At 68.5% G+C, this 22287-nt stretch carries 19 protein-coding genes and 1 pseudogene; 11 read left to right on the top strand and 9 right to left on the bottom strand.

Going from position 1 to position 22287, the window contains the following annotated elements; all coding sequences use genetic code 11:
- Positions 1-4 precede the first annotated feature (4 nt).
- Genes JVH1_RS29555 through JVH1_RS29540 form a run of 4 tightly spaced genes read right to left on the bottom strand, consistent with a single transcriptional unit; the run spans position 5 to position 8173 of the window.
- The gene (locus tag JVH1_RS29555; protein ID WP_009474241.1) at positions 5-1438 is read right to left on the bottom strand and encodes an FAD-binding oxidoreductase; all 1434 of its coding nucleotides are present in this window, start codon (positions 1436-1438) and stop codon (positions 5-7) included.
- A 50-nt stretch (positions 1439-1488) separates the two neighbouring features.
- A complete protein-coding gene (locus tag JVH1_RS29550; RefSeq protein WP_009474242.1) occupies positions 1489-4512 on the bottom strand; it encodes an AAA family ATPase in 3024 nt (1007 codons plus the stop codon).
- Between the two features lie 59 nt (positions 4513-4571).
- A complete protein-coding gene (locus JVH1_RS29545) occupies positions 4572-5345 on the bottom strand; it encodes an SWIM zinc finger family protein (protein ID WP_009474243.1) in 774 nt (257 codons plus the stop codon).
- A complete protein-coding gene (locus JVH1_RS29540; protein WP_009474244.1) occupies positions 5342-8173 on the bottom strand; it encodes a DEAD/DEAH box helicase in 2832 nt (943 codons plus the stop codon). The genes JVH1_RS29545 and JVH1_RS29540 overlap by 4 nt, the downstream gene beginning before the upstream one ends.
- 373 nt (positions 8174-8546) lie before the next feature.
- Between JVH1_RS29540 and JVH1_RS29535 the strand changes: the two genes are divergently transcribed.
- From JVH1_RS29535 to JVH1_RS29525, 3 genes are all read left to right on the top strand, one after another.
- A complete protein-coding gene (locus tag JVH1_RS29535; protein ID WP_043778554.1) occupies positions 8547-9449 on the top strand; it encodes an NADP-dependent oxidoreductase in 903 nt (300 codons plus the stop codon).
- Between the two features lie 71 nt (positions 9450-9520).
- Positions 9521-9838, top strand: coding sequence for a hypothetical protein (locus JVH1_RS29530; protein WP_005252838.1), 318 nt, complete (start codon positions 9521-9523; stop codon positions 9836-9838).
- A gap of 64 nt (positions 9839-9902) precedes the next feature.
- The gene (locus tag JVH1_RS29525; protein ID WP_016883063.1) at positions 9903-10607 is read left to right on the top strand and encodes an HNH endonuclease family protein; all 705 of its coding nucleotides are present in this window, start codon (positions 9903-9905) and stop codon (positions 10605-10607) included.
- Positions 10608-10627: 20 nt separating this feature from the next.
- Here JVH1_RS29525 and JVH1_RS29520 read toward each other — a convergent pair whose 3' ends face one another.
- Positions 10628-12202, bottom strand: a complete 1575-nt coding sequence (locus JVH1_RS29520; RefSeq protein WP_009474248.1) for a molybdopterin-dependent oxidoreductase — start codon at positions 12200-12202, stop codon at positions 10628-10630.
- A gap of 85 nt (positions 12203-12287) precedes the next feature.
- Here JVH1_RS29520 and JVH1_RS29515 point away from each other — a divergent pair, with 85 nt between their 5' ends.
- From JVH1_RS29515 to JVH1_RS29490, 6 genes and pseudogenes are all read left to right on the top strand, one after another.
- Positions 12288-13103: a shikimate 5-dehydrogenase gene (locus tag JVH1_RS29515; protein ID WP_009474249.1), complete on the top strand. Its 816-nt coding sequence runs from the start codon at positions 12288-12290 to the stop codon at positions 13101-13103.
- Position 13104: 1 nt separating this feature from the next.
- Positions 13105-13572 carry a DUF6328 family protein gene (locus tag JVH1_RS29510; RefSeq protein ID WP_009474250.1) on the top strand — a complete coding sequence of 156 codons (468 nt, stop codon included), beginning with the start codon at positions 13105-13107 and terminating at the stop codon, positions 13570-13572.
- Positions 13573-13769: 197 nt separating this feature from the next.
- Positions 13770-14279 carry a 2-oxo-4-hydroxy-4-carboxy-5-ureidoimidazoline decarboxylase gene (uraD, locus tag JVH1_RS29505; RefSeq protein WP_009474251.1) on the top strand — a complete coding sequence of 170 codons (510 nt, stop codon included), beginning with the start codon at positions 13770-13772 and terminating at the stop codon, positions 14277-14279.
- On the top strand, positions 14276-14620 hold the full coding sequence (gene uraH, locus JVH1_RS29500) for a hydroxyisourate hydrolase (protein WP_009474252.1): 345 nt from the start codon (positions 14276-14278) through the stop codon (positions 14618-14620). The genes uraD and uraH overlap by 4 nt, the downstream gene beginning before the upstream one ends.
- Positions 14621-14622: 2 nt before the next feature.
- Positions 14623-15515 (top strand): annotated as a pseudogene (gene pucL, locus JVH1_RS29495) (factor-independent urate hydroxylase).
- 10 nt (positions 15516-15525) lie between these two features.
- Positions 15526-16959 (top strand): nucleobase:cation symporter-2 family protein, encoded by a 1434-nt coding sequence (locus tag JVH1_RS29490; protein ID WP_043778559.1) that lies wholly within the window; start codon positions 15526-15528, stop codon positions 16957-16959.
- Between the two features lie 46 nt (positions 16960-17005).
- On the opposite strand, the gene JVH1_RS29485 is transcribed toward JVH1_RS29490, so the two are convergent.
- The 3 genes from JVH1_RS29485 to JVH1_RS29475 all read right to left on the bottom strand — a co-directional run bounded on the left by JVH1_RS29485 (position 17006) and on the right by JVH1_RS29475 (position 20063).
- Entirely contained in the window at positions 17006-18259 is a 1254-nt protein-coding gene (locus tag JVH1_RS29485) for a sodium:proton antiporter (RefSeq protein ID WP_009474254.1), read from the bottom strand.
- A 96-nt stretch (positions 18260-18355) separates the two neighbouring features.
- Positions 18356-18865, bottom strand: a complete 510-nt coding sequence (locus JVH1_RS29480; RefSeq protein ID WP_043778561.1) for an O-acetyl-ADP-ribose deacetylase — start codon at positions 18863-18865, stop codon at positions 18356-18358.
- 7 nt (positions 18866-18872) lie between these two features.
- Positions 18873-20063 (bottom strand): benzoate/H(+) symporter BenE family transporter, encoded by a 1191-nt coding sequence (locus tag JVH1_RS29475; RefSeq protein ID WP_085998399.1) that lies wholly within the window; start codon positions 20061-20063, stop codon positions 18873-18875.
- Positions 20064-20121: 58 nt separating this feature from the next.
- On the opposite strand from JVH1_RS29475, the gene JVH1_RS29470 reads away from it, so the two are divergent.
- On the top strand, positions 20122-20583 hold the full coding sequence (locus tag JVH1_RS29470; protein WP_009474257.1) for a thioesterase family protein: 462 nt from the start codon (positions 20122-20124) through the stop codon (positions 20581-20583).
- A gap of 22 nt (positions 20584-20605) precedes the next feature.
- On the opposite strand, the gene JVH1_RS29465 is transcribed toward JVH1_RS29470, so the two are convergent.
- Complete coding sequence (locus JVH1_RS29465) at positions 20606-21634, bottom strand: phosphotransferase family protein (protein ID WP_037197187.1); 1029 nt, start codon at positions 21632-21634, stop codon at positions 20606-20608.
- Between the two features lie 115 nt (positions 21635-21749).
- On the opposite strand from JVH1_RS29465, the gene JVH1_RS29460 reads away from it, so the two are divergent.
- Entirely contained in the window at positions 21750-22118 is a 369-nt protein-coding gene (locus JVH1_RS29460; protein ID WP_009474259.1) for a DoxX family protein, read from the top strand.
- Positions 22119-22287: the final 169 nt, after the last annotated feature.

Genomic DNA, 22287 nt, shown 5'->3' with positions numbered 1-22287 from the left:
GCGCCTATTGCTCCGACCGGACCGCGGGACGGATGTTCTGGTTCACGTGGAAGAGGTTGTCCGGATCGTACTTCGCCTTCACCTGTGCGAGCCGGTCATAGTTGCCGAGGTAGGAGGCACGCACGCGGTCCTCGCCCTCGGACATCATGAAATTGACGTACGCCCCGCCCGCGGTCGTCGGGTGGAGGGCCTCCCAGTACCGCTTGGCCCAGTCCGTGATGACCTCGGCGTTGGCCGGATCGGGGTCGACACCGACGATCACTGCGGCCCAGCCGCCGTCCCGATACGCGAACGCCGTGGCATCCTCGGCGACCCGCGTCGCCGCGCCGTCGATGGGATACATGTGCATCGTCGAATGCCCGGTGGGCAGCTGACGGCCGAACTCCAGATGGATGTCGATGGCGTCGTCCGAGATCTCCCGGACGAAGTCGGCGCGCCAGTACCACTGCAACCCGGCCGGGTACAGTCCGTCGAAGGCGGATTGCAATGCGGTGAAGGGCATTTCGTGGAGTCCGACCAGCAGCGGGTTTCCGAAGTCGCGGATCGGTTCGAGAACCGCGTCGGCCTTGCCCGGGTCGCCGGTGTAACACCAGACGATGCCGCACGCCTTGCGCCCCCACAGTTCCTCGGGGAACGGCGGCGCAGGCGGAATGGTCAGCAGCCCGATCCAGCCGTTGAGTTCCTCGGGCAGCGACGGCAGGAGTTCGCGGTACCACCGCATCACGTCGGGGGCGTCTTCCAGGTCGTAAAGCACCGGCCCGCCGACGACGGTGCCGTGGTCGCCGATCTCGTGACACGCGAACTGGAACGACGTGACCACACCGAAGTTTCCGCCGCCGCCGCGCAGCGCCCAGAACAGGTCCGGGTGCGATCGTTCACTCGCCGTCACCAGGGTGCCGTCGGCGAGGACGACGTCGGCGCTGAGCAGGTTGTCCACGGTGAGACCGAAACGGCGCGTCAAGTACCCGATTCCGCCGCCGAGCGTCAGCCCGCCGACACCGGTGGACGCGATGAACCCGGACGGAGTGGCCATCCCGAACGGCACGGTGGCATGATCGACGTCGCTCCAGGTGCACCCGCCGTCCACCCGGACGGTCCGATCGGCGGGCGAGACCGTGGTTCCGCGCATCCCCGACAGATCGATCACGAGGGCGTCGTCCCACACGCCGAGACCTCCCGCATTGTGTCCTCCGCCGCGAACCGCGAGTTCGACGTGATGCTCCCGCGCGAACTTCACGCACGCGACGACATCCGCGGCGTTGGCGCACCGCGCGATGGCCGCGGGCCTGCGGTCGATCATCGCGTTGTACACCGCACGCGCGTCGTCGTAGCCGGCGTCGTCGGGGGTGATCAACTCTCCGCGCAGCGCTGCGGCCAGTTCCGCGTAGGGCGGCGGTGTCGTCGTCGACGGTGTCGAATTCGTGGTGGTGGTACTCATGACCTTCTCCTCGCATCGGCACGCCCCCGGAACGGGCCGTACCTGGTAATTCACACCGTAGGAATCCGGCGTTCGCGCACCGTTCGCGCCGACGCGCCGCCCGCGAACGGTCCGGCGTCCGCACGTAGTCGCAGTACCTGCGGCAACCACCAGCGGTCGTCGTATTGCTCGGCGGCGATCCGGGCGGCATCGAGCGTGGCGCGGGCCGCGTCGCACCGGCCGACGTCGATCTGGACCTCCGCCAGCAGTGAGAGCCAGTAGGGCATGCGCGCGAATGCCCGCTGCCGCCGCAACTCGGCGAGCCCCTCGCGGATCTTCGCGATTCCCGGTTCGCCGCCGAGGAGCCGGCCTTCGAGGATCTGCGACCACTGGCTGTAGTAGGCGAAACGGTAGCGCTCGCACAGCTCCCGCAATTCGGTGACAGCGGCGAGGAGCGAAGCGTCGTCGCCGCGTATCTGATACAGCATCGACGCGTATCCCAGCGCCACCGCGAGACTGTAGGGGTGGCCGCAGGTCCTGCCCAGCGCGAGGGCCTCGGTGCACGAGCGCGCCGCTCCCTGCTCGTCACCGATCATCCAGTACGCGTGTGACTTCCAGGCGTGGGCATGCACCTCGAGCCTGGTGCCGAGGATGAAGGAATAGTCGTCGGAGAACGATCTCAGCGCGACGTCGAAATGTTCGATCGCTTCCCTCGGCCTGCCGAGGCCGAGGGCGGCGCCCGCCACCGCGAAGTGCGCCTGACCCTCGAATTCAGGATCGGCCGCGGACAGTTCGAGGGCACGTACTCCGATGCCGTGGGCCTGCGCGGTGTGCCCCTGCACGAAGTGTGCCGCGAACAACCCGATCAGGGCACCGAGCACGACTTTCGGCCTGCGTAGCCGCTGCCCCAGCTCGACGGTGCGGTCCAGTGTCTGTTCGAGCGCGGCGGAGGAGTACCCGTACAGGGTGGTCAGCGGCGCCGACATGCCCTGTCGCACGTCCACCTCGTGAGCGTCCCGGTTGCGGCCCACCGGCATCGCCTCGAGAAGGTCGAGGCAGTCCCGGAAGTGCCGCAGAGCCTCCGCGTTCGCGAACACGCTGGCCGCCACCTCGGCGGCGCGCTGCAGATAGTGGAGCGCGCGGTCGGGGCGACCGCCGCGCCGGTACTGCTCGGCGAGGTGCGCTGCCACGTCGTCGGTGCGGCCGGCGTGGAGAAGTTCGAGTCCCTGCGCCAGGCGCCGATGCAGAAGCCAGCGTCGCGGCGGGCTGACCGAGCGGTACGCGGCCTCCCGGACCAGGTCGTGCACGAAGTCGTATCCGGTGCCCGCCGGCCGGACGATCCTCCGCCGCCACAGTTCGTCGACCGCCTGCACGAGAGAGTCCGTGTCCAGGTCGCTCGCCTCGCTGAGCAGGTCCAGATCGAAATCCGTGCCGAGCGCAGCGGCGAGGCCTGCGACGTCCCGCGCGGGTTCCGAACACTGTTCGAGCCGCCGCTGCAGCACCTCGCCGAGGTCGTCGGCGCCCCCGCCGCGCCCGGCCGCATCCGTGCCCGGGACCATCCTGGCCGCCTCCACGACGTACAGCGGGTAGCCCCCGGTCGCGGCGTACAGGACCGCTTCCTCCGCGGGATTCAGCGCCCGGCCGCCGAGGGACCGCGCCAGCTCCGCGGTTCCGTCCGCCGTCAACGGGTCCACCTCGACGTCCGTGACCAGCCGCGCCGACCGGAGTGCCCGCAGCGCTTCCCGCACATCGTGGCGCGACCGCGCCTCGTCCGTGCGGGCGGTCGCCGCCACCAGTACCCGCATGTGGGTGTCGAGTGAGAGCAGGAAGGCCAGCCAGGCCGTGGTCTCCGCGTCGCACCACTGCAGATCGTCGAGGACGAGCAGAACCGGCCGGCCCGACGACAGCACCGCGCGCGCCGTTCCCTCGAAGAAGCGGTGTCGCTGCCAGGCGTCGACCATCGCCCGGGACGTCGACGGCCGCGGCTCGGATTCGGCGCTCGGGACCAGCCGTTCGACCTCGGCCCGCCACAACGGATTCAGGGACCCGATCGCGGACCGAAATTCCGGGCTGCGCAGCCAGTCGGCGACGGGCGCCAGCGCGACACGGCCCGGCAGTCCGAAACACCGCGTGGACGCCACCACCGCCCCGTCGGCGCGGGCGATCTCCGCGAGTTCGGTGGTCAACCGGGTCTTGCCGACCCCCGCGTCCCCCGAGACGAGCAGCAGTCCCTGCCTGCCGTCGAGGGACTGCCGCCACCGCCGTTGCAGCTCCTCGCGTTCACGCTCCCGCCCGATCAGGACGGGCACCGCGGTCCGGACGCGTTCGGGCCGGCGAGCCGCGGCGGCACCGACCCTCGGGTGGTCCCCCAGCAGGGTGTCGAACAGCCTGCTGGTCGCCGCACTCGGCGCGACCCCGAGTTCGGTCTCGAGAACGGCCGCGCATCGGTGGTAGGTGGTCATCGCCGCAGCCCGGTCGCCCGACGCGGCCTGCAGTTCCATGAGCGTCCGGTACCCGACCTCCTCCAGCGGGTCGAGCTGGATACGCCTTCGTGCGCACGCCGTGGCCGTCTCCACGTCACCCGACTCCCGCAACACCCGCACCGTCGCCTCGCAGAGTTCGACGCACTGCCGGCGCAGCACCTCGCGGTGCTCGAGGACCCAGTCTTCATAGGTCCCCGGCATGAGCTCGCCGCGATAGATGTCGATCGCGCGGTCCGCGTGATCGAGAAACGCCCGTGGGTCGGAATCGGCGAGGGCCGCGACGGCGGCCGACCGTTCGTTGCGGAAGGTGTCGACGTCCACCCGGCACGACGACGAGTTCGTCCACGTGAGCGTCGGCCCGTCTGCCGCGAGCGCGCCGTCCGATCCCAGGAGGCCGCGGAGGTTGTGTAGTTCCCGCCGGAGGTTGGTGCGGGCCTGCTGCTCGCTCGATTCGGGCCAGAACAGCCCCGCGAGACGGGTCCTGGACTGAGCGAGACCGGCATGCAGCACGAGGTAGGCCAGCAACGCGATCGCCCGTGACGAGATGGGGCCGACCCTGACATCTTCCGGGTTCGATACGCGCTGTTCGCCGAGCAGGTAGACCGTCAACATGACTGACCAGCTCCCGGTCGCGGAACGAGGCGAGCCTCCGCGTCCTCATCATCGCACGGTCAGCGGAAGTGCTGGTACAGCGCTTTCAGCTCCCGGATCGCGGCGTCCACCGCCCGCTCGTCCTCACTGATTGATCGGATCGCCTTCCGCAACAGCAGCGGGTCGAGGTCGTCGATCGCCGCCCGGAAGTCGGCGTCGGGCAGGGCAGGCAGCGGGGACTCGTCACCGAACCAGTCGTCGATGTCCGCGTCGGAGGAGTCGCCGCCGACGCCGTCGATCAGCATCTCCAGGTCGACGCCCCGCAAAGTCAGGATTTCGAGCGGGTTCTCGTCGAGGCGTTCGGTGGTGAGGTACGCGACCGCCGCCGCATGCTTGCAGGGCCAGCCGTCGTCCGGGCAGGTGCAGTCGTAATTCAGCGCGGACGCCCCCGCGGGCAGCAGCAGGGGTCCGAGAACCTCCGGAACTCCGCCGCCCGCCAGCATCGCGAGACTGCCGGGTTGCCGACGCACCAGCGCGACGAGTTCCGCGACCTCCGCGTCGTCGAGGCGATCGATCGAGACGGTCGCGACGAACGGCTGGAGCTGACTGCCCTGGACCTCCCCCGTCACCATCCCCGCCGCGATCTCGAGCGAGATCACCTGACCGCTGCGCGCGTAGCTCCGCCCACGGCTCATTCGGCCCTTGTCGGCGACGAACTCGATGATGTCCACGAACTCGCGGCCCCACCACGTGCGCCCGAACGATCCGCGCTGGGACCGTGCCTCCAGCCCGCCCGCCACCGGTCGACGCTTGCCGTACTGACCGAAGTACGGCCCCGGTCGCCGATTCGTCATTCGCCCACCGCCTCGTCACCGAGGCGGAGCAGTTCGCCCAGTTGTTCGGTGCTCATCTCCGTCACCCAGTTCTCGCCCGTCCCGACGGCGAGATTGGCCAGCTCCTGCTTGGTGGCGATCATCGCGTCGATCCGCTCCTCCAGGGTGCCGACGCACACGAGCTTGCGCACCTGCACGTCCCGCCGCTGGCCGATCCGGAACGCCCTGTCCGTGGCCTGGTTCTCGACCGCCGGATTCCACCACCGGTCGAGGTGGACGACGTGATTGGCCGCGGTGAGGTTCAAACCCGTCCCGCCCGCCTTCAGCGAGAGCATCATGATCGGCGGCCCGTCGTCGCCCTGGAACGAGGCCACCATGTCGTCGCGCTTCTGCTTGGACACGCCCCCGTGCAGAAACGGCACGGGAGTACCGAAACGCTCCGCGAGGTACGGGGTGACGAGGTCGCCGAATTCCCGGAACTGGGTGAACAGCAACGCCTTCTCGCCGTCCGCGACCACGGAATCCAGGATGTCCTCGACGAGCCCCAGCTTGCCGGAGCGGTGCTGTCCGCGCCGCATCACCGCCGACCCGTCGCGCAGGAAGTGTGCCGGGTGGTTGCACACCTGCTTGAGTTTCGTCAGGGCGGCGAGGACGGCGCCCTTGCGCTTCATCCCCTTCTTGTCCTTGATCTGCGCCATCATGTCGTCGACCACCGCCCGGTACAGCGCGGCCTGCTCCGCGGTGAGGTTGGCGCGCACCGTCATCTCGAACTTGTCGGGGAGGTCGGCGATGACCGCGGGATCGGTCTTGACCCGGCGCAGCACGAACGGGGACGTGACCGCGCGGAGCCGGGCGACGGCTGTCTCGTCCTGCTCCCGCTCGATCGGCACCACGAAGCGCTTGCGGAACATCGCCTCCGAGCCCAGGATGCCCGAGTTCGCGAAGTCGAGGATCGAGCGCAGTTCGTCGAGGCGGTTCTCGACCGGAGTGCCGGTCAGCGCGACGCGGTGCGCCGCCGGAATGCTCCGCGCCGCCCGCGCCTGCGACGTCTTCGCGTTCTTGATGTGCTGCGCCTCGTCCAGCACGACACGCCGCCAGTCCTGCTCCTTCAGGTGCGCGACGTCGCGGGCCAGCAGCGCATACGTGGTGATCACCAGATCGCTCTGTGTCACGGCGGCGGTGAACTCCGCGCCGCTCAGCCGCTGCGGACCGTGGTGGACGAGCACCCGCAGCGAGGGGACGAAGCGCGCTGCCTCGCGCTGCCAGTTGCCGACCACCGACATCGGGCACACCAGCAGCGTGGGCGTGGGCGCCTTCTCGTGTGCCAGCAGCGCCAGCAACTGCAGCGTCTTGCCGAGTCCCATGTCGTCGGCGAGGACGGCCCCGAGGCCGAGACGGCTCATGAACACCAGCCAGTCGAGCCCCCGCTTCTGGTACGGGCGCAGCGTGGCGTCCAACCCGTCCGGGGTCGGCACGTCCTGCGGCTTCGTGTCGCCGTCCAGCAACGCGGCCGCCCAGCCGGTGGCCGTGACCTCCTCCACGGGAAGATCGGACAGATCGTCCGCGATCAGGTCCTTCAGCAGGTCCACGATGGCCCGCTCGCCGCTGGCGTGCCGCTCCGCCACGTAGCGCGCGGCGCGGGAGAGCACCTCCTGATCCGCCCGAACCCACTCACCGCGCAACCGCACGAGATCGCTCTTGGAGTTGACCAGTCGATTCATCTCCGCGGCGGTGAGCACCGTGTCGCCGAGTGCCAGCTCCCAGTTGTATTGCACCAACTGGTCTTTGCCGACGGCCCGGTTCTCCGCGCTCGCCGGAGTGCTCGGCGAGCTCACCCGCAGACGCATCGACGGCGACGCCACACTCCACGCCCGCGGCAGCAGCAGGCTGATGCCCTTCTCCTTCAACGCCACCGCACCGTGCCCGACGAGGTCGATGACCACGGCGGTGGGCAACATCAGGTCCAGGCTGTCGGGGTCACTGGGAACGTCCTGCAGTCGCGGGTAGGCTGCCACGGCCTCCGTCAGCTTGCGCACCCCGATCTGCAGACGACTCGCCTCCGTGCGGTGCAACGGAATCGGCACCGGGGCTTCGCCTTCCGGTCGAAGGCAGACCTCCAGTCGCCACAGCACCGTGTCCGGGTCCCAATCCCCCTCCACGTCCACGTCTTCCGGCTCGAGGAGCCGCAGCACCAGTTCGGGCTCGTCCACCTTGAGGCTGTCGCGCCACCCGTCCAGCGATCCCGACAGCTGGGCGGTGCCCTCGGCGAACTGGTCACCCCGCACGAGCGCGTCGATCAGCGGATGATCCACGTCGCCGCCGGAATCGTCCGGGTGCCGTCGTTCGAGGACACGGCGGGCGACGGGGTCGGTCAGCTCGGTGACCATGTCGTCGAGCACGGCCCGGGGGGTCGTGCCGTGACGCTGGACCGGCGGCATCGCCACGGCCAGCTCCGTGAGCCACGCACGCTGCCGTTCACCGCCGAGCAGCCGCCAGCGCGGCCACCAGCCGCCCTCCGCCCGGTGCACCTCGGGCACCACCCGCCCGGCCCGTGCCCACCGCTCGACACCGCGGGCGACGTGGGCGAGGTAGCGCAGATCCCCGGCGATCCGGGGGTCGCGGGACGACACCGACAGCAGGAACTCCGTCGCATCCGGTGGTGCGAGCGCAACCGCGGCCCACTCGAGCATCTCCGGCCCCGACGGCGTCGGCATCGGCACCTTCACGTGATGCCGGAACTTCCGCGCCAGCACCCGCCCGACCGCATCCGTCGGCTCCGGAGCTGCCGGATTCCGATCCTCCACCCACAGCATGAGACCCGAACCCGGTGTCCAGAGGCCGTGCAGCATGCACCCATCCAAGCAGGTGCGACCGACAGCGCGTGAAGTCCCTGCTCGCGCCATGTAACCCTCGACCATATTCCACCGATGAACGAGTTGGCGGCTGTCCACGCCGGTAACTCACCGGGATCGCTGCCGAACGTGATCGCAGTGATCGGAGGAAGACAAAATGGACATGACAGAAATCTTGCAGGTTCTCGTCCAACTCATCCAGGTCCTCGGACCGTTGATGGGTGGTGGCGGAGGCGGCGGAGGCACAGGCTCCCTGGGCGGCCTGTTCGGCTCCTGAGTTCTCACGAGAAGGCTCACCGACACCGGTTCGGTGGGCCTTCTTCGTGCCCGGATCCCGGCCCCGGTTCGTGATAGGACTGTGGGCGTGAGCATGGCATACGGCTTCAGCGAGTACGGCGGCCCCGAGACGCAGCAGTTCTTCGACGTCCCCGTTCCCTCCCCCGGCCCCGGACAGTTGCTGGTCGCCGTCCACGCGGCCGGCGTGAATCCCGCCGATTGGAAGGTGCGCGCGGGCACGCGCAAGGACACCGTCCCCGTCACCCTTCCCGCCGTTCTGGGCCGGGAGGTCGCCGGTGTGGTCGCGGATGTCGGCCCCCGGGTGACCGGCTTCGTGGTCGGCGACGCCGTGTTCGGCGCGACCGCCACCGGATTCGGCGGATACACCGAGTACACCCTGGTCAACACGGCCTCGGCGGCGCACAAGCCCGATCCGGTCTCGTTCGCGGACGCGGCCACGCTCCCCGTCGCGGCGGGAACCGCGTACGACGCGCTGACCACCCTGGACCTGGCGCCCGGCAGTCGGTTGCTCGTCGTCGGCGCGGGCGGTGGCGTGGGGGTGGCGGCGTTGCAGTTGGCCGCGGCGCGGAACGTCACGGTGATCGGGGTCGCGAGCGAGAGCAAACGGGAGGTCGTCGAATCCCTCGGCGCCACCTGGGTGGCATCCGGAGACGGACTGGCCGCACGCCTACCCGGCCCGGTCGACGCCGTCTTCGACCTCGTCGGCGGTGACGCGCTCGCCGAGGCGGCGCGGGTGGTTGCGGATCCGGCGGTGATCATCAGCATCGGCGACTCGCTCGCCGCGCGCGATCTCGGCGGCTCGGGAGTGGAACGGCGCCGAACGTCCGCGGTGTTCGCGGAGGTGGCCGCGCTGGTGGCGGACGGGACCCTGGACCCGCGGGTCGCCCACCGATTCCCGTTCGCACACGCCGGTGACGCTCTCGCGATGGTCGAGTCCGGTCACACGAGCGGCAAGGTCGTGATCGAGTTCGGTTAGCAGGTCTGGATTTCACCCGTTCCGAGGTAGATGCTGGAGAGACGTAACTGCCGGACACTCGGGAGTCGGTCATGAGCATCCTGATCCAGGTTCTCGAACAGGGGTACGCGCTCACCACTCCGTGGGAGCAACGGAAGTACGCCTTCGTCGATGCCACGCACATCGTCACGATTCGACTGGACGGACAGTCGGGTGTGTGGCTCGACGGGATGAAACACGGTGAGGCACACAGGCTTGCGGTCACGCCCACCCCCAGCGAGGCGATCTTCTTCCTCCTCCGCACCCTCGACCTGCTCGCCGAGTGCAGGCAGAGCGGAGGTTCCTGGGTGATCGGCCACGACGGCACGCACCTGTCGTCGATCGCCGCTGTGCGCCTGCCCTTCACTTGACCTGTCGGGGGCCCGGTGCATACTCCGGGTGGTAGGGGGAGATTCGTCGAGCGCCGGGGGACGCATGAGACTTCTGTACGTGGCCGCGTGGCTGGCGGCGATCCTGACGGTCTGCGGTTGCGGGGTGTCGCTTCTCGACCTCAGCGGCCCCGGCCCTGCGCCGGGCAGTCCGCCCCGCGCACACATCGAGGAGTTGCTCGGCCGGGTCGCGACGGTCGAGTCCCGCCCGCACCCCGGCGGATACCAGCGCGGCTGCTCCGGCAAGGAGTTGTGTGTGTTCGGCCCGGCCTGGACCGACGACCAGGACGCCGCGGCGGGTCACGACGGGTGCGACACCCGCAACAACGTTCTCGCGCTCGATCTCCGCTCGGTGGCGTTCCGCGACGGCACCCGCGACTGCGTGGTGCTGAGCGGCGTCCTGGCCGATCCGTATTCCGGCGAGGTGCTTCCATTCGACCGGGCCGACGCGAAAGCCGTTCAGATCGACCACGTCTACCCGCTGGCGGCGGCGTGGGACATGGGCGCGTCGACGTGGTCGCCCGAGCGTCGGCTCCGGTTCGCCAACGACGTCACGTTCAATCTGCTGGCCGTCAACGGTGCGGACAATCAGGACAAGGGCGACCGGACCCCGCAGGACTGGCTGCCACCGAATCCGGCGTACCACTGCTTCTACGCGGGCAAGTACCTGTCGGTGGCGGTGGAGTACGGGCTTCCGGTGACGGTGGCGGACCGCGACGCGCTCGCCGAGGTGGCGAAGAAGTGTCTGTGAGCGCCTCAGGCGACGGCGCCTCAGGCCACGGTGAAGGACCGCGTGTGCCAGCCGGTGGCGCCACCCGGAATCGGAGGCGTCCGCTCCTCCACCTGAACGTTGCCGTCCAGATCCGTGGCACGCACCTGGAGGGTGTGCAGGCCGGACGTGGCCTGCCACTCCCACGTCCACTGCCGCCAGGTGTCGATGGTGTACTGCGGGGCGAGGGTCGCCGTCTGCCATTCGCCGTTGTCGACCCGTATCTCCACCTTCGCGATGCCGCGGTGCTGCGCCCATGCGGTTCCGGCGACGAGGACGGGTCCGGGCGGGGTGGGCGCGAACGAGGCGGGCACGTCGATCCGGGACGCGGTCTTGATCGGACCTTTCGCGGACCATCCGCGCTGGGTCCAGTAGGCCTCCGCCTCGTCGAATCGCGTGAGTTCCCAATCCACCACCCATTTGGTGGCCGACACGTAGCCATAGAGACCGGGGACGACCTGCCGCACCGGATAACCGTGCTCGAACGGCAACGGCTGACCGTTCATCGCCACCGCGAGAATCGCGTCGCGCCCGTCCCGCAGGGCGTCGACCGGGGTGCCCGCCGTGAAGTCGTCGCTGCTGGTGGACAGCAGCATGTCGGCGCCCGGGTGCACACCGGCCTCGTCGAGGATGTCCTTGATCGGGTAGCCGATCCACGTCGCGTTGCCGGCAAGGTTTCCGCCGACCTCGTTGGACACGCACGTCAGCGTGATCACCCGTTCGACGGGCGTCCTCGCGACCAGGTCGTCCCACGTCAGCGTGAGCTCGCGGTCGACCATGCCGTGGATGTGCAGTTGCCAGTCGTCCGTCGTCAACCGCGGGACCCGCAGGGCGGTGTCGATCCGGTAGAAATCCTCGTTCGACGTGACGAACGGGGTGGCTCCCGGCACGTCGACGTCGGTGCCGGGAGCGATCGGGGCCGCCCGGTCCGACACCTCGGGAAGGGCGAAAGCGCGGCGGTTGTCCAGAGCTCCCGCGGCTTGCTGCCCGAGGTAGCGGCCGGCGGCTCCCGCGGCAGCGGCCGTCGCGGCGGCAGCCGCCGCCAGCAGAAGAAAAGTCCGGCGCGGCAACCACGAATCCTCGGCATCCGAATCCTCGGGCGCCCGCGCGGCGGTCGTCAACACCCGCAGAACCGCGATGCCGGCGACGACCCCCACCACGGTCGGCAGTGCAAACATCCACGTGGCGCTGGGACGCTGGGTCGAGGCAACGATGCCCACCAGCCCGAGAACCGCCAGGATCGCGCTGCCGAACGGGGCGCGGGGGCGCTCGACGATTCCCGCTGTCGCGGCGAGGAGCACGATGAGGATCGTCATCCCGACGAACAGTGCGGGTTTGTCGTTGGTGCCGAACGTGTCGATCGCGAACTCGCGAGCCCAGGCAGGACTGCGGTCCACCGTCGTCGATCCGACCGCATAGAACGGCGACGAGTTCGGGTCGATCAGCACCGACAGCAGTTCGCCCACCCCGAGCACGACGCCGGCGGCGATCACTCCGGCGAGCGCGCGGGAGAACAGGTGCCGCCGCCTCCGAGGCGTCCGCGCCGCCTCGTCCCGGTCACCGATCGTCGTAGTCATCGCAGCCCTGCTCCTTTGCCGTCGTCACCGTGTATTCGGAGCTGAGAACGCGCACGGATGGGAGCCCACTACTAGTATTTACCGGATGAACCAGCTCGACAAAGACACTCTTCTCTGCATCTCGCTCTCCGGCCGACCGAGCAACGTCGGCACCCGGTTTCACAATTATCTGTACGGCGAGCTGGGCCTCAATTTCGTCTACAAAGCGTTCACCACCAACGACCTCCAGGCCGCGGTCGGCGGCATCCGCGCGCTGGGCATTCGCGGCGCCGGCGTCTCCATGCCGTTCAAGGAGCAGATCATCGAGTACGTCGACGTGATGCACGAATCGGCGTCGGTCATCGAGTCCGTCAACACGGTGGTCAACGAGAACGGAGTGTTGCACGCCTACAACACCGACTATCAGGCCATCGCGAACCTGTTGCGCGACAACGCGTTGCCGCACTCGCTGTCCGTCGCGGTGGCCGGGAGCGGCGGAATGGCCAAAGCTGTGGTCGCCGCCGTGCGCGACTACGGCTTCACCGACGTCACCGTGGTCGCCCGCAACGAGACCACGGGCGGTGCCGTCGCGAAGCAGTACGGATTCGACTGGCAACCCGAACTCGGCGCGGCACGGCCGGGGCTCCTGATCAATGCCACCCCCGTCGGCATGGCGGGCGGTCCCGAAGCGGACGATCTGGCGTTCGAACTCGATGCGATCGATGCGGCGGAGGCCGTGTTCGATGTGGTTGCCATGCCCGCCGCGACGCCGCTGATCCGGGCCGCGGCCGAACGTCACAAGACCGTCATCACCGGCGCCGAGGTGATTGCACTGCAAGCGGCGGAGCAGTTCGTGCTCTACACCGGTGTCCGCCCGTCCCCCGAAGAGATCCGCAGGGCCTCCGAGTACTCACGGTCGTGAGGTGAGCACCGAGGAGACACCCGCGCAACGGCTCGCACGCAACTTCAGCGAGCTGCTGCAGGAACTCCGTGTCGCGCAGGCAGGCGTGCAGATCCTGTTCGCCTTCCTCCTCGCGGTCGCCTTCACCGAGGCGTACGAGGAGCAGTCGTCCGGCCTTCGCATGCTCCATCTCGTCACGGTGCTCCTGGCAACGGTGTCCTCGGCGCTGCTCATCGCCCCGGCGGTCTGGCACCGGGTGCTGTTCCGTCAGGGCCGCCGGGTCGACATCCTGCGCAAGGCCAACCTGTTCGCACTGTGGGGTGTCGGATTTCTCGCCGCAGCCATGACCGGCACCGTGCTCCTGATTGCCGAAGTGGCAGTGGGCGGTCCGGTCGCGATCGTGATCGGGGTGGCGGCCGCGCTGATGTTCGCGACGCTGTGGTTCGCGTTTCCCCGTCTTCTCGCTCACGATCCCGGCGGCGAGGACTAGAACCCCACATTTCGGCGCGACCGCGCTCGCGCACTGTTGTGCTACAACGGCTTTCGCCGGTTCTGATTTCGGCACGCCGCGGACCGCACTCGCATCCGAATCTGGATCAATTCAATTTTGGGTCTTGACATGAATTGTGACCCCTGTCACGCTTCTCTATACGGAATCATTATTTCGCATTGTGGAAGAAGGGTCGCATGGATCTCGATGCAGGACTCCAACGATTCAACGAGGCTTCACAGTCCGAGGCAACGGAACTGGCGCGGATCTGCCTGGATATTCCCCGGTGGGCAGACGAACTCGTGTCCGCCCGGCCGTACACCGATCGTGCCTCACTCCTCACCGCGGCCAGGACGGGCGCCGGCCCGCTCTCCGCGGGGGAGATCGAGCAAGCCCTCGCGCACCATCCCCGAATCGGTGAACCCCCGGGAGGCGACCACGCCCAGGCGCACCTGGCACGCTCGGAACAGTCGAATGTCGATTCGTCCGACGCAGCGGCGCAGAAACGGCTCATCGACGGCAACCGCGCCTACGAGGACAAGTTCGGCCGGGTCTTCCTCGTCCGCGCCGCCGGCCGCAGCACGTCCGACATCCTCACCGCACTCGACCGCCGGCTCCTCAACGACGAGGACAGCGAATTAGCCGTTGTCGCAGAGGAACTGCGCGACATCGCCGCACGTCGGCTCGCCGGGATGCTGGACGCATGAGCGAGATCAGCCAGGTCACCACCCACGTACTGGACGCGGCCGAAGGCATGCCCGCGCGGGAGGTGCCGGTCACGCTGACGGTCCAGCGACAGTCCGACTGGATCACCGTGGCCGAGGCCGTCACCGACGACGACGGACGCGTCACAACCCTGGGCCCCGCCCGACTCGAGCCGGGCACCTACCGGATCGTCTTCGACACCGGACGCTATTTCGCAGTGAAGGGACGTCCGGCGTTCTACCCCGACATCACCATCACGTTCGCGCTGACCGACAGCGAACAGCACTACCACGTACCAGTGCTTCTCAGCCCGTTCGCATACTCGACCTACCGAGGGAGCTAATCATGAGCAAGATCGTGCTCGGCCAGAACCAGTACGGCAAGGCAGAAGTCCGGTTGGTCAAGATCACCCGGGACACGAAGCGACACGAGATCGAAGACGTCACCGTGACGTCGCAACTGCGCGGCGACCTCGACGCGGTGCACACCGAAGGCGACAACGCGCACGTCGTGGCCACGGACACCCAGAAGAACACGGTGTACGCGTTCGCCCGCGACGGCGTCGGCTCGATCGAGACGTTCGCCATGCGGCTCGGACAGCACTTCACAGGGGAATTCGAGTGGATCACCGGCGGCCGGTGGGAGATCGAGCAGTACTCGTGGGCGCGGATCCCGGTCGACGGCGAGGGCCACGACCATTCCTTCGTCCGATCGAGCGACGAACGGCGAAACACCGTGGTCACCATGGACGGCGATCGGACGTGGATCGTGTCCGGTCTCAGCAACATGGTGGTGTTGAAGTCGACGGGCTCGGAGTTCCGGGGCTACCCGAAGGACGAGTACACCACGCTGCAGGAGACGTCCGACCGGATCCTCGCCACGTCGGTGAGCGCCCGGTGGCGTTACCTCACCACCGACGTCGACTTCGACAAGACCTTCGAGAACGTGCGGGCAATCATGCTGGAGGCCTTCGCCACGACGCATTCGCTCGCGCTGCAGCAGTCCCTGTTCCAGATGGGTTCGGCGGTACTCGAGGCGCACCCCGAGATCGCCGAGGTGAAGTTCTCGATGCCGAACAAACACCACTTCCTCGTCGACCTGGAACCGTTCGGACTCGACAACCCCGGCGAGGTGTTCTTCGCGGCCGACCGCCCCTACGGGTTGATCGAGGCGACCGTCGAGCGCGAGGACCTCCCGACGCCGGCCGCGCCTGGGATTCCGTTCCCGGATTCTGCTAGGAGCGCGGCGATGAAGCGGATCGGACACCGGGTTGCCGGAACTCCCGGACCCGAGGACGAGCGTTTGCCGCTCGGAAAGTCGTACGTCTACGGGTTGCAGCACATCCTGACGATGTACGGCGGCGTGATCGCGCCTCCCCTGATCGTCGGCGGCGCCGCCGGGCTGACCGGCGTCGAGATCGGCCTGCTCGTGTCGGCGGCATTGCTCGTCAGCGGTGCGGCCACACTGCTGCAGACCCTCGGCGTTCCGTATTTCGGGGCAAAACTTCCCCTGGTGCAGGGCATTTCCTTTGCCTCGGTGTCCACGATGGTGGCGGTGGCCAGCGGTCCGGGTGGACTGCGCTCGGTGTTCGGAGCCATCATGGTCGCCGGCGCGATCGGACTGTTGATCAGCCCGTTCTTCTGCAGGATCGTGCGCTACTTCCCGCCCGTCGTCACCGGATCGATCATCACGGTCATCGGCATCTCCCTCCTTCCGGTCGCGGTGCGCTGGGCGATGGGCGGCAACGCCAAGGCGCCGGACTGGGGTTCGATGTCCAATATCGGGCTCGCCGGATTCAGCCTGTTCGTCGTGCTGCTGGTGAGCCGGCTGGTACAGGGAACCCTGTCGCGGCTGTCGATCCTGATCGGCATCGTCGTGGGAACCCTGTTCGCCGCGCTGATCGGCAAGGCCGACTTCGGTGCCGTCGGGAAGGGCGCGATCTTCGAACTGCCGCAGGTGTTCTCGTTCGGCACTCCGCTGTTCCAGATCGGCGCGATCATCTCGATGACCGTGGTGATCCTCGTGATCATGACCGAGACGACGGCGGACATCCTGGCGGTCGGCGAAATCGTGGGAACGAGGGTCGATGCCCGCCGGGTCGGCGACGGTCTCCGCGCCGACATGCTCGCCACCACCGTGGCACCGGTGTTCGGCACGTTCCCGGCCAGCGCGTTCGCTCAGAACGTCGGGCTGGTCGCGATCACGGGGATCAAGAGCAGATACGTTGTCGCGGCCGGAGGTTCGGTTCTGTTCGCTCTCGGGCTGTTCCCCGTCCTGGGGCGACTGGTGGCGTCCGTGCCACTGCCGGTCCTCGGCGGTGCGGGGATCGTCCTCTTCGGTTCGGTGGCCGCGAGCGGAATCCGGACACTGTCCAAGGTGTCGTACGACGGCAACCTCAACCTGGTCATCGTCGCGGTGGCCCTCGGATTCGGGGTCATTCCGATCGCCGTGCCCGAGTTCTACTCGGCCTTCCCGGAGTGGGTGCACATCGTCTTCGACTCGGGCATCAGCGCCGCCAGCATCGTCGCGGTGCTGCTGAACATCCTGTTCAACGAGATCAAGGCCGGCAACCGGCCCACACCCTCGGTGGTCTCGGCGGCACCGCCCGTCCTCGTCCACCCAGCCGAGGACTCGGAGCACCCGGCAGACACGGCGCGCACCTCCGCCGTGCGCAATGAGTAAACAGGCGGAACAGGCCACCCCCCGGTCGAGCGGTGCAGTCGCGACGCTACCGGTCCGCGACTGCACCGCCCTCCCGGCGAAGATCGAGCAGGCGCATCACCCGTGTCGCACTCACCCCGTGGACGAGAACGGAGAGGACGACGGTAAAGGCCACCGTCGACCACAACCATTTCTCGTCGTCCACGCCGGCTTCCGCAGCGGCGTAGGCGAGATAGTAGATCGACCCGATTCCGCGAACCCCGAAGAAGGCGGTGACCCGGCGCTCGGGACCGGACATCTCCTCGCAGCCCAGCAGTGAAAGCCATCCCACCACCGGCCGGATGACGAACACGAGGGCTGCCGCGACGAGAACCCCGCCCCACGTCAGTCCGGTCAGCAGACCGGAGGTGAGTGCCACCCCCAGCAGGAGCAGGACGGCGAGGGTGAGCACGTGTTCGAGTTGCTCGATCAGGCTGTGCATCTCGGCGTGGTAGTCGTGGGCCCGCTCCGTCCGACGGATCGCGACGGCGCAGGCGAAGACGGCGAGAAAGCCGTATCCCCCGGCCAGTTCGGTGAGTCCGTACACGGCGAACGTGGCGGCGAGCGCGAAGATGGGTTCGCTGCGTTCGGCGAGGCGCATGTGGGTGATCGGGAAGCGGAAGACCGCGCGGCCGAACAGATCACCGGCAATCCACCCCAGAGCCGCGCCGATGACGACCTTACCGATCAGCTCCCAGGCCACCCACTGCACGATCCACTGCTCGATCGGCCCCTTGCCGATCATGAACAGTGCCAGATACACGAACGGGAAGGCGAGAGCGTCGTTGAGCCCGGCCTCCGAGGTGAGCGCGAACCGGACCTCGTCGTCCTCCCGATGGGACTCGCCGCCCGAGGTGGGACCTTCGACCTGCACGTCGGACGCCAGAACCGGGTCGGTGGGCGCGAGGACCGCCCCGAGCAGGATCGCGACGGCGGGAGTCAGTGCCGCCACCCACCAGCCGAGCAGCGCGACAGCGGCGATTCCGAGAGGCATCGCGATCAGCAGCAGACGCCACGTCGAATTCCACGTCCGCCAGCCCAGAGGCCTGTCGATCGCCAGTCCCACACCCATCAGGGCGACGATGACGCAGGTTTCACTCAGGTGCTCCGTCACGGCCGGATGCAGTGCCGGCGACAATGTGTCCGTGCCCGACTCGCCGAGCAGCAGGCCGCCGCCCGCCCCGACCGCCAGGACGATCAGCGGCGCCGAGACGGCACGGTCCTGGAACAGGCGTGGAACGGTGGCGGCCAGCAGAAGAGCCAGTCCTGCCGTGAGATACACGAAATCGGTGTTCAGTGCGGTCCACCGCCTCCGCGTGGGGAAGATCCAGTCCGGTCGCCTCCGGTTACCCCCGTGCGCAGATCCGAACCAGCGCCGTCACCCCACCTCACCCCGCAGCAGGGACGCCATCCGTGCGTCGAACGCCACGAACAGCACCCGGGGAATTCCGGCGTCCGACTCACGGACGGCACCAACCGCCTGCCGGACGGCGTCGTCCGCGGGCCAGCCGTACACCCCGGACGAGATCAGCGGGAACGCAACGGACTGTGCGCCGAGATCGGAGGCCACCGCCAGGCTGCTGGTGTAGGCGCTGCGCAGGGTGGCCGACCGATCGTCCGACGCGGAGTACACGGGGCCGACCGTGTGGATCACCCATCGAGCCGGCAACCGGCCCGCCGTCGTCGCGACGGCCTGCCCCGCCGGGAGTCCGTCCTGCAGTGTGGTGGCCCGCAGATGCCTGCATTCGGCCAGGATCTCAGGGCCACCGGACCGGTGGATGGCGCCGTCCACGCCGCCACCCCCGAGCAGTCCGGAGTTGGCGGCGTTGACGATGGCGTCGACCTCGACCGTCGTGATGTCACCCTGCACTACCTCGATGGTGGTCATCACCCCATTATCGCCGCGAGCTCACCGCGACCCGGACGATCAGTCCGGCGACCAGCGCCCAGAACGCGGACCCGATGCCGAGGATGCTCACCCCCGACGCGGCGATCAGGAAGGTGACGACGGCGCCTTCCCGTTCGCGGACGTCGTCGAGGGCGGAGGCCAGTGCCCCGCCGAGGGTGCCGAGGAGCGCGAGACCGGCGACCGCCTCCACGACGCCCTCGGGTGCCGCGGCGATGAGCGTGGCCACCGCGGCGGAACAGGCGGCGAGCACCAGGTAGGCCCAGCCTGCCGTGAAGGCCGCAACCCAGCGCTTTTTGGGATCGGGGTGTGCGGACGGCGCGGCGGCGAGGGCGGCGCTGATGGCGGCGAGGTTGATGGCGTGTCCGCCCGCGGGCGCGCCCACCAGGGTCCCGACTCCGGTCACCAGCATGGCCGGCCGCCACGGCACCCGGTAGCCGAACGAATTCATGACGGCGGTCCCGGGGATGTTCTGGGATGCCATCGTCACGATGTACAGCGGGATCGCGATCCCGATCATCGCCTGCCACGTCCAGGCCGGTGCGGTGACGTCGAGTCTCGGCAGGAGCGCGCTGGTGTCGAGTCCGTCGCTGCCGGAGGCGAGACCGACCGCGATCACCCCTGCGGCAGCCGCGAACGCGGCCGGCACCGCCCACCTCGGCGAGTACCGCTGCAGAACCAGCCACACGAGAACCACGGGCGCGACGGCCAGCGGAGCGTCACGCAGCGCCAGCACCGGCGCCAGGCACAGCGGCAGCAGCACCCCCGCGAGCATCGCCTGCGCCAACGCCGAGGGGATGGCCGCGATGAGCCGTCCCAGCCGCGGCCACAGCCCGGTGAGGATCACCGCCGCCCCCACGACGACGAACGCCCCGACCGCAGCCGGCCAGCCGCCGCTCACCGTCCCCGCACCGGCGAGGAGAGCGGCGCCCGGCGTCGACCACGCCAGCGTGATCGGCATACGGTAGTGCCGCGACATCCACAGCATGCCCAGCGCCTGCGTCACACACAACGCCAGCAGTCCCGACGCGGCCTGGGCGGAGTTCGCTCCCACCGCCGTCAATCCCGTGAGGACGACCGCGAACGAACTGGTGAAGCCCACCAGGGCGGTGACGATTCCGGCGCTGATCGGCTGGGCGGCGGAATCGGGTGAACGCACATCGCTGTCGGGCACAGACATAGGACGCGATTCTGCCCGACGCGTGGTCCGGGGGATCCGTGGCATTAGGGTCGGCACGGTGAAACACGACGACGCCCCCGCGCTGCCGACCGCCGCCGACTTCCCCGCCCTGTGGCCGGTGCCGACCCGTTGGGAAGACAACGACCACTACGGGCACGTCAACAACGTCACGTACTACTCGTACTTCGACACGGCCGTCAACGGCTGGCTGATCGCGACGACGGGCACCGACATCCGCGATCTGCCCGCCATCGGCGTGGTCGCCGAGACGTCCTGCAAGTACGTCAGCGAGTTGACGTTCCCGGACCGTCTGCAGGTGGGGTTGTCCGTCGAGAAGCTGGGCACCCGGAGCATCGTGTATGCGCTCGCGATCTTCCGCGAGAACGACGACGCACTCGAACTCGCGGCTCTCGGCCGTTTCGTGCACGTGTACGTGGACGCGAAGACCCGGAGACCCGTGCCGATTCCCGACGAAATCCGGAGCGCTGCAACCCTTCTGGTGGTGCCGGACGCCGTCTGAACGTCCGGCACGACCAGGCGGTTCAGCGCAGTCCCTCGGCCTCCGCCGTGGCGACCGCCCGGGCGATGATGCCGTCGATCAGCGCGACCGTGGGCGCACCGGTCTCGGCCTTGTTCCGGGGGTCGTCGATCACCCGGCGCAGGACGCCCTCGGCGATGATCGCCAGCTTCCACAACGCCAGCACGTGCCAGTACCCGACATGCGTGACATCGCGTTTCGTGTGGTGAACGTAGGCCTCCACGAGGTCGGCCCGGGTGGGGAATCCCTCCAGGGTGGAGGCCGGGAACGGTCCGGCGTCCTCGTCGCCCGCTTCGGGCCAGTAGGCCAGCAATGCGCCGACGTCGGCGAGGGGGTCGCCCAGCGTGCACAGTTCCCAGTCGACCACCGCGACCACCTCACCTTCCTCGGGCGAGGTGATGACGTTGCTGAGGTGAAAATCACCGTGCACCAACGACAGTTCGGTCTGCTCCGGCATGTTGCGCTCGAGGATGCCCGCCAGGTCCTCGATTGCCGGGACCTCGCGGGTACGGGACTTCTCCCACTGATCCGTCCAGCGCTTCAACTGCCTTGCCGCGTACGGCTTGTGACTGGCCAGATCCTCCAGCCCGGCATCTCCGAGATCGACCGCATGAATCTTCGCGAGAGCCTTCGGCATCGCCAATCCGACGGCATTCCGCTGTTCGGGTGTCAGCTTCTTCGCCACGCCGACACTGTCGATCACCACCCCCGCGACGTAACTCATCAGCACGAGCGGCGCGTCCGTGACCTCCGGATCGTCGGTGAGCCCGAGGATCTTCGGCACCGGAACGTCGGATCCCTGCAGAGAGGACAGAATCCGATGTTCGCGGACCACGTCGTGCGCCGACGCGAGCAGATGTCCGAGCGGTGGCCGCCGCAGCACCCACCGACCACCACCCGCGTCGCTGACCGCGTACGTGAGATTCGACTGACCGTTCCCGATCCTCTCGAAGCTCAGCGGCGCGATCGCTCCCACGCCGAGTCCGGCAATCCACGCAGAAACGGCATCTTCGTTCAGCCCCACAGCATTCACGCGCTCGATGCTAACCGCTCGGAAGCCCGATGCGGAGGGAACCGGTCCGCACCGCAGGTCGCGGCCCTAGGGTGGCAACAGTGAGGCCGATTCGGCCGGAACTGGAGGGACCGACGTGGAAGTTTTCCTCATCGTGTGCGGCGTGCTCCTCGCCGTGAGTGCCGTCGCCGTGAGCATTCCCAAGCTGAGGCTGAAGGGAACCGCGTGGACGGGGTTGCAATCCCGGGGCCTGAGCGGACAGCAGGTGCGGCTGATCGGCGTGGCGGAACTCGCCGGGGGTGTCGGCGTTCTCGTCGGCCTCTACTGGACTCCACTGGGAGTGATCGCGGCGGTGGCGCTGCTGATTCTCCTCTTGTGCGCAATCGCCTTCCACGTCCGGCACGGCGACTACGGCAACCCCGACACCCGGGCCGTCGCGATGCCCGCGGTGTACCTCGCGGTGCTGGCCGTCCTCGCCTCGATCGGGTTCGTGTTCGCGGGGTGATCCGGGGTTCTCCGACCCTTGCAGCAACAACCTGGCGTCGGCTGTGTCCGAATTGGTCATTGGACGCAGCATGACACCTCAACGCCCCCTGAAACTGGGCATTCTGCCCGGAGCCGGCGGTGCCACTTGCGCACTTCGCATTCTCGTGGATGCTGTGAAGTAGGACACA

The organism is Rhodococcus sp. JVH1 (genome assembly GCF_000280725.2).
Classification (GTDB): domain Bacteria; phylum Actinomycetota; class Actinomycetes; order Mycobacteriales; family Mycobacteriaceae; genus Rhodococcus_F; species Rhodococcus_F jostii_A.
The sequence above is the reverse complement of the archived record's forward strand: the minus strand, read 5'-3'. Positions and strand labels throughout refer to the sequence as shown.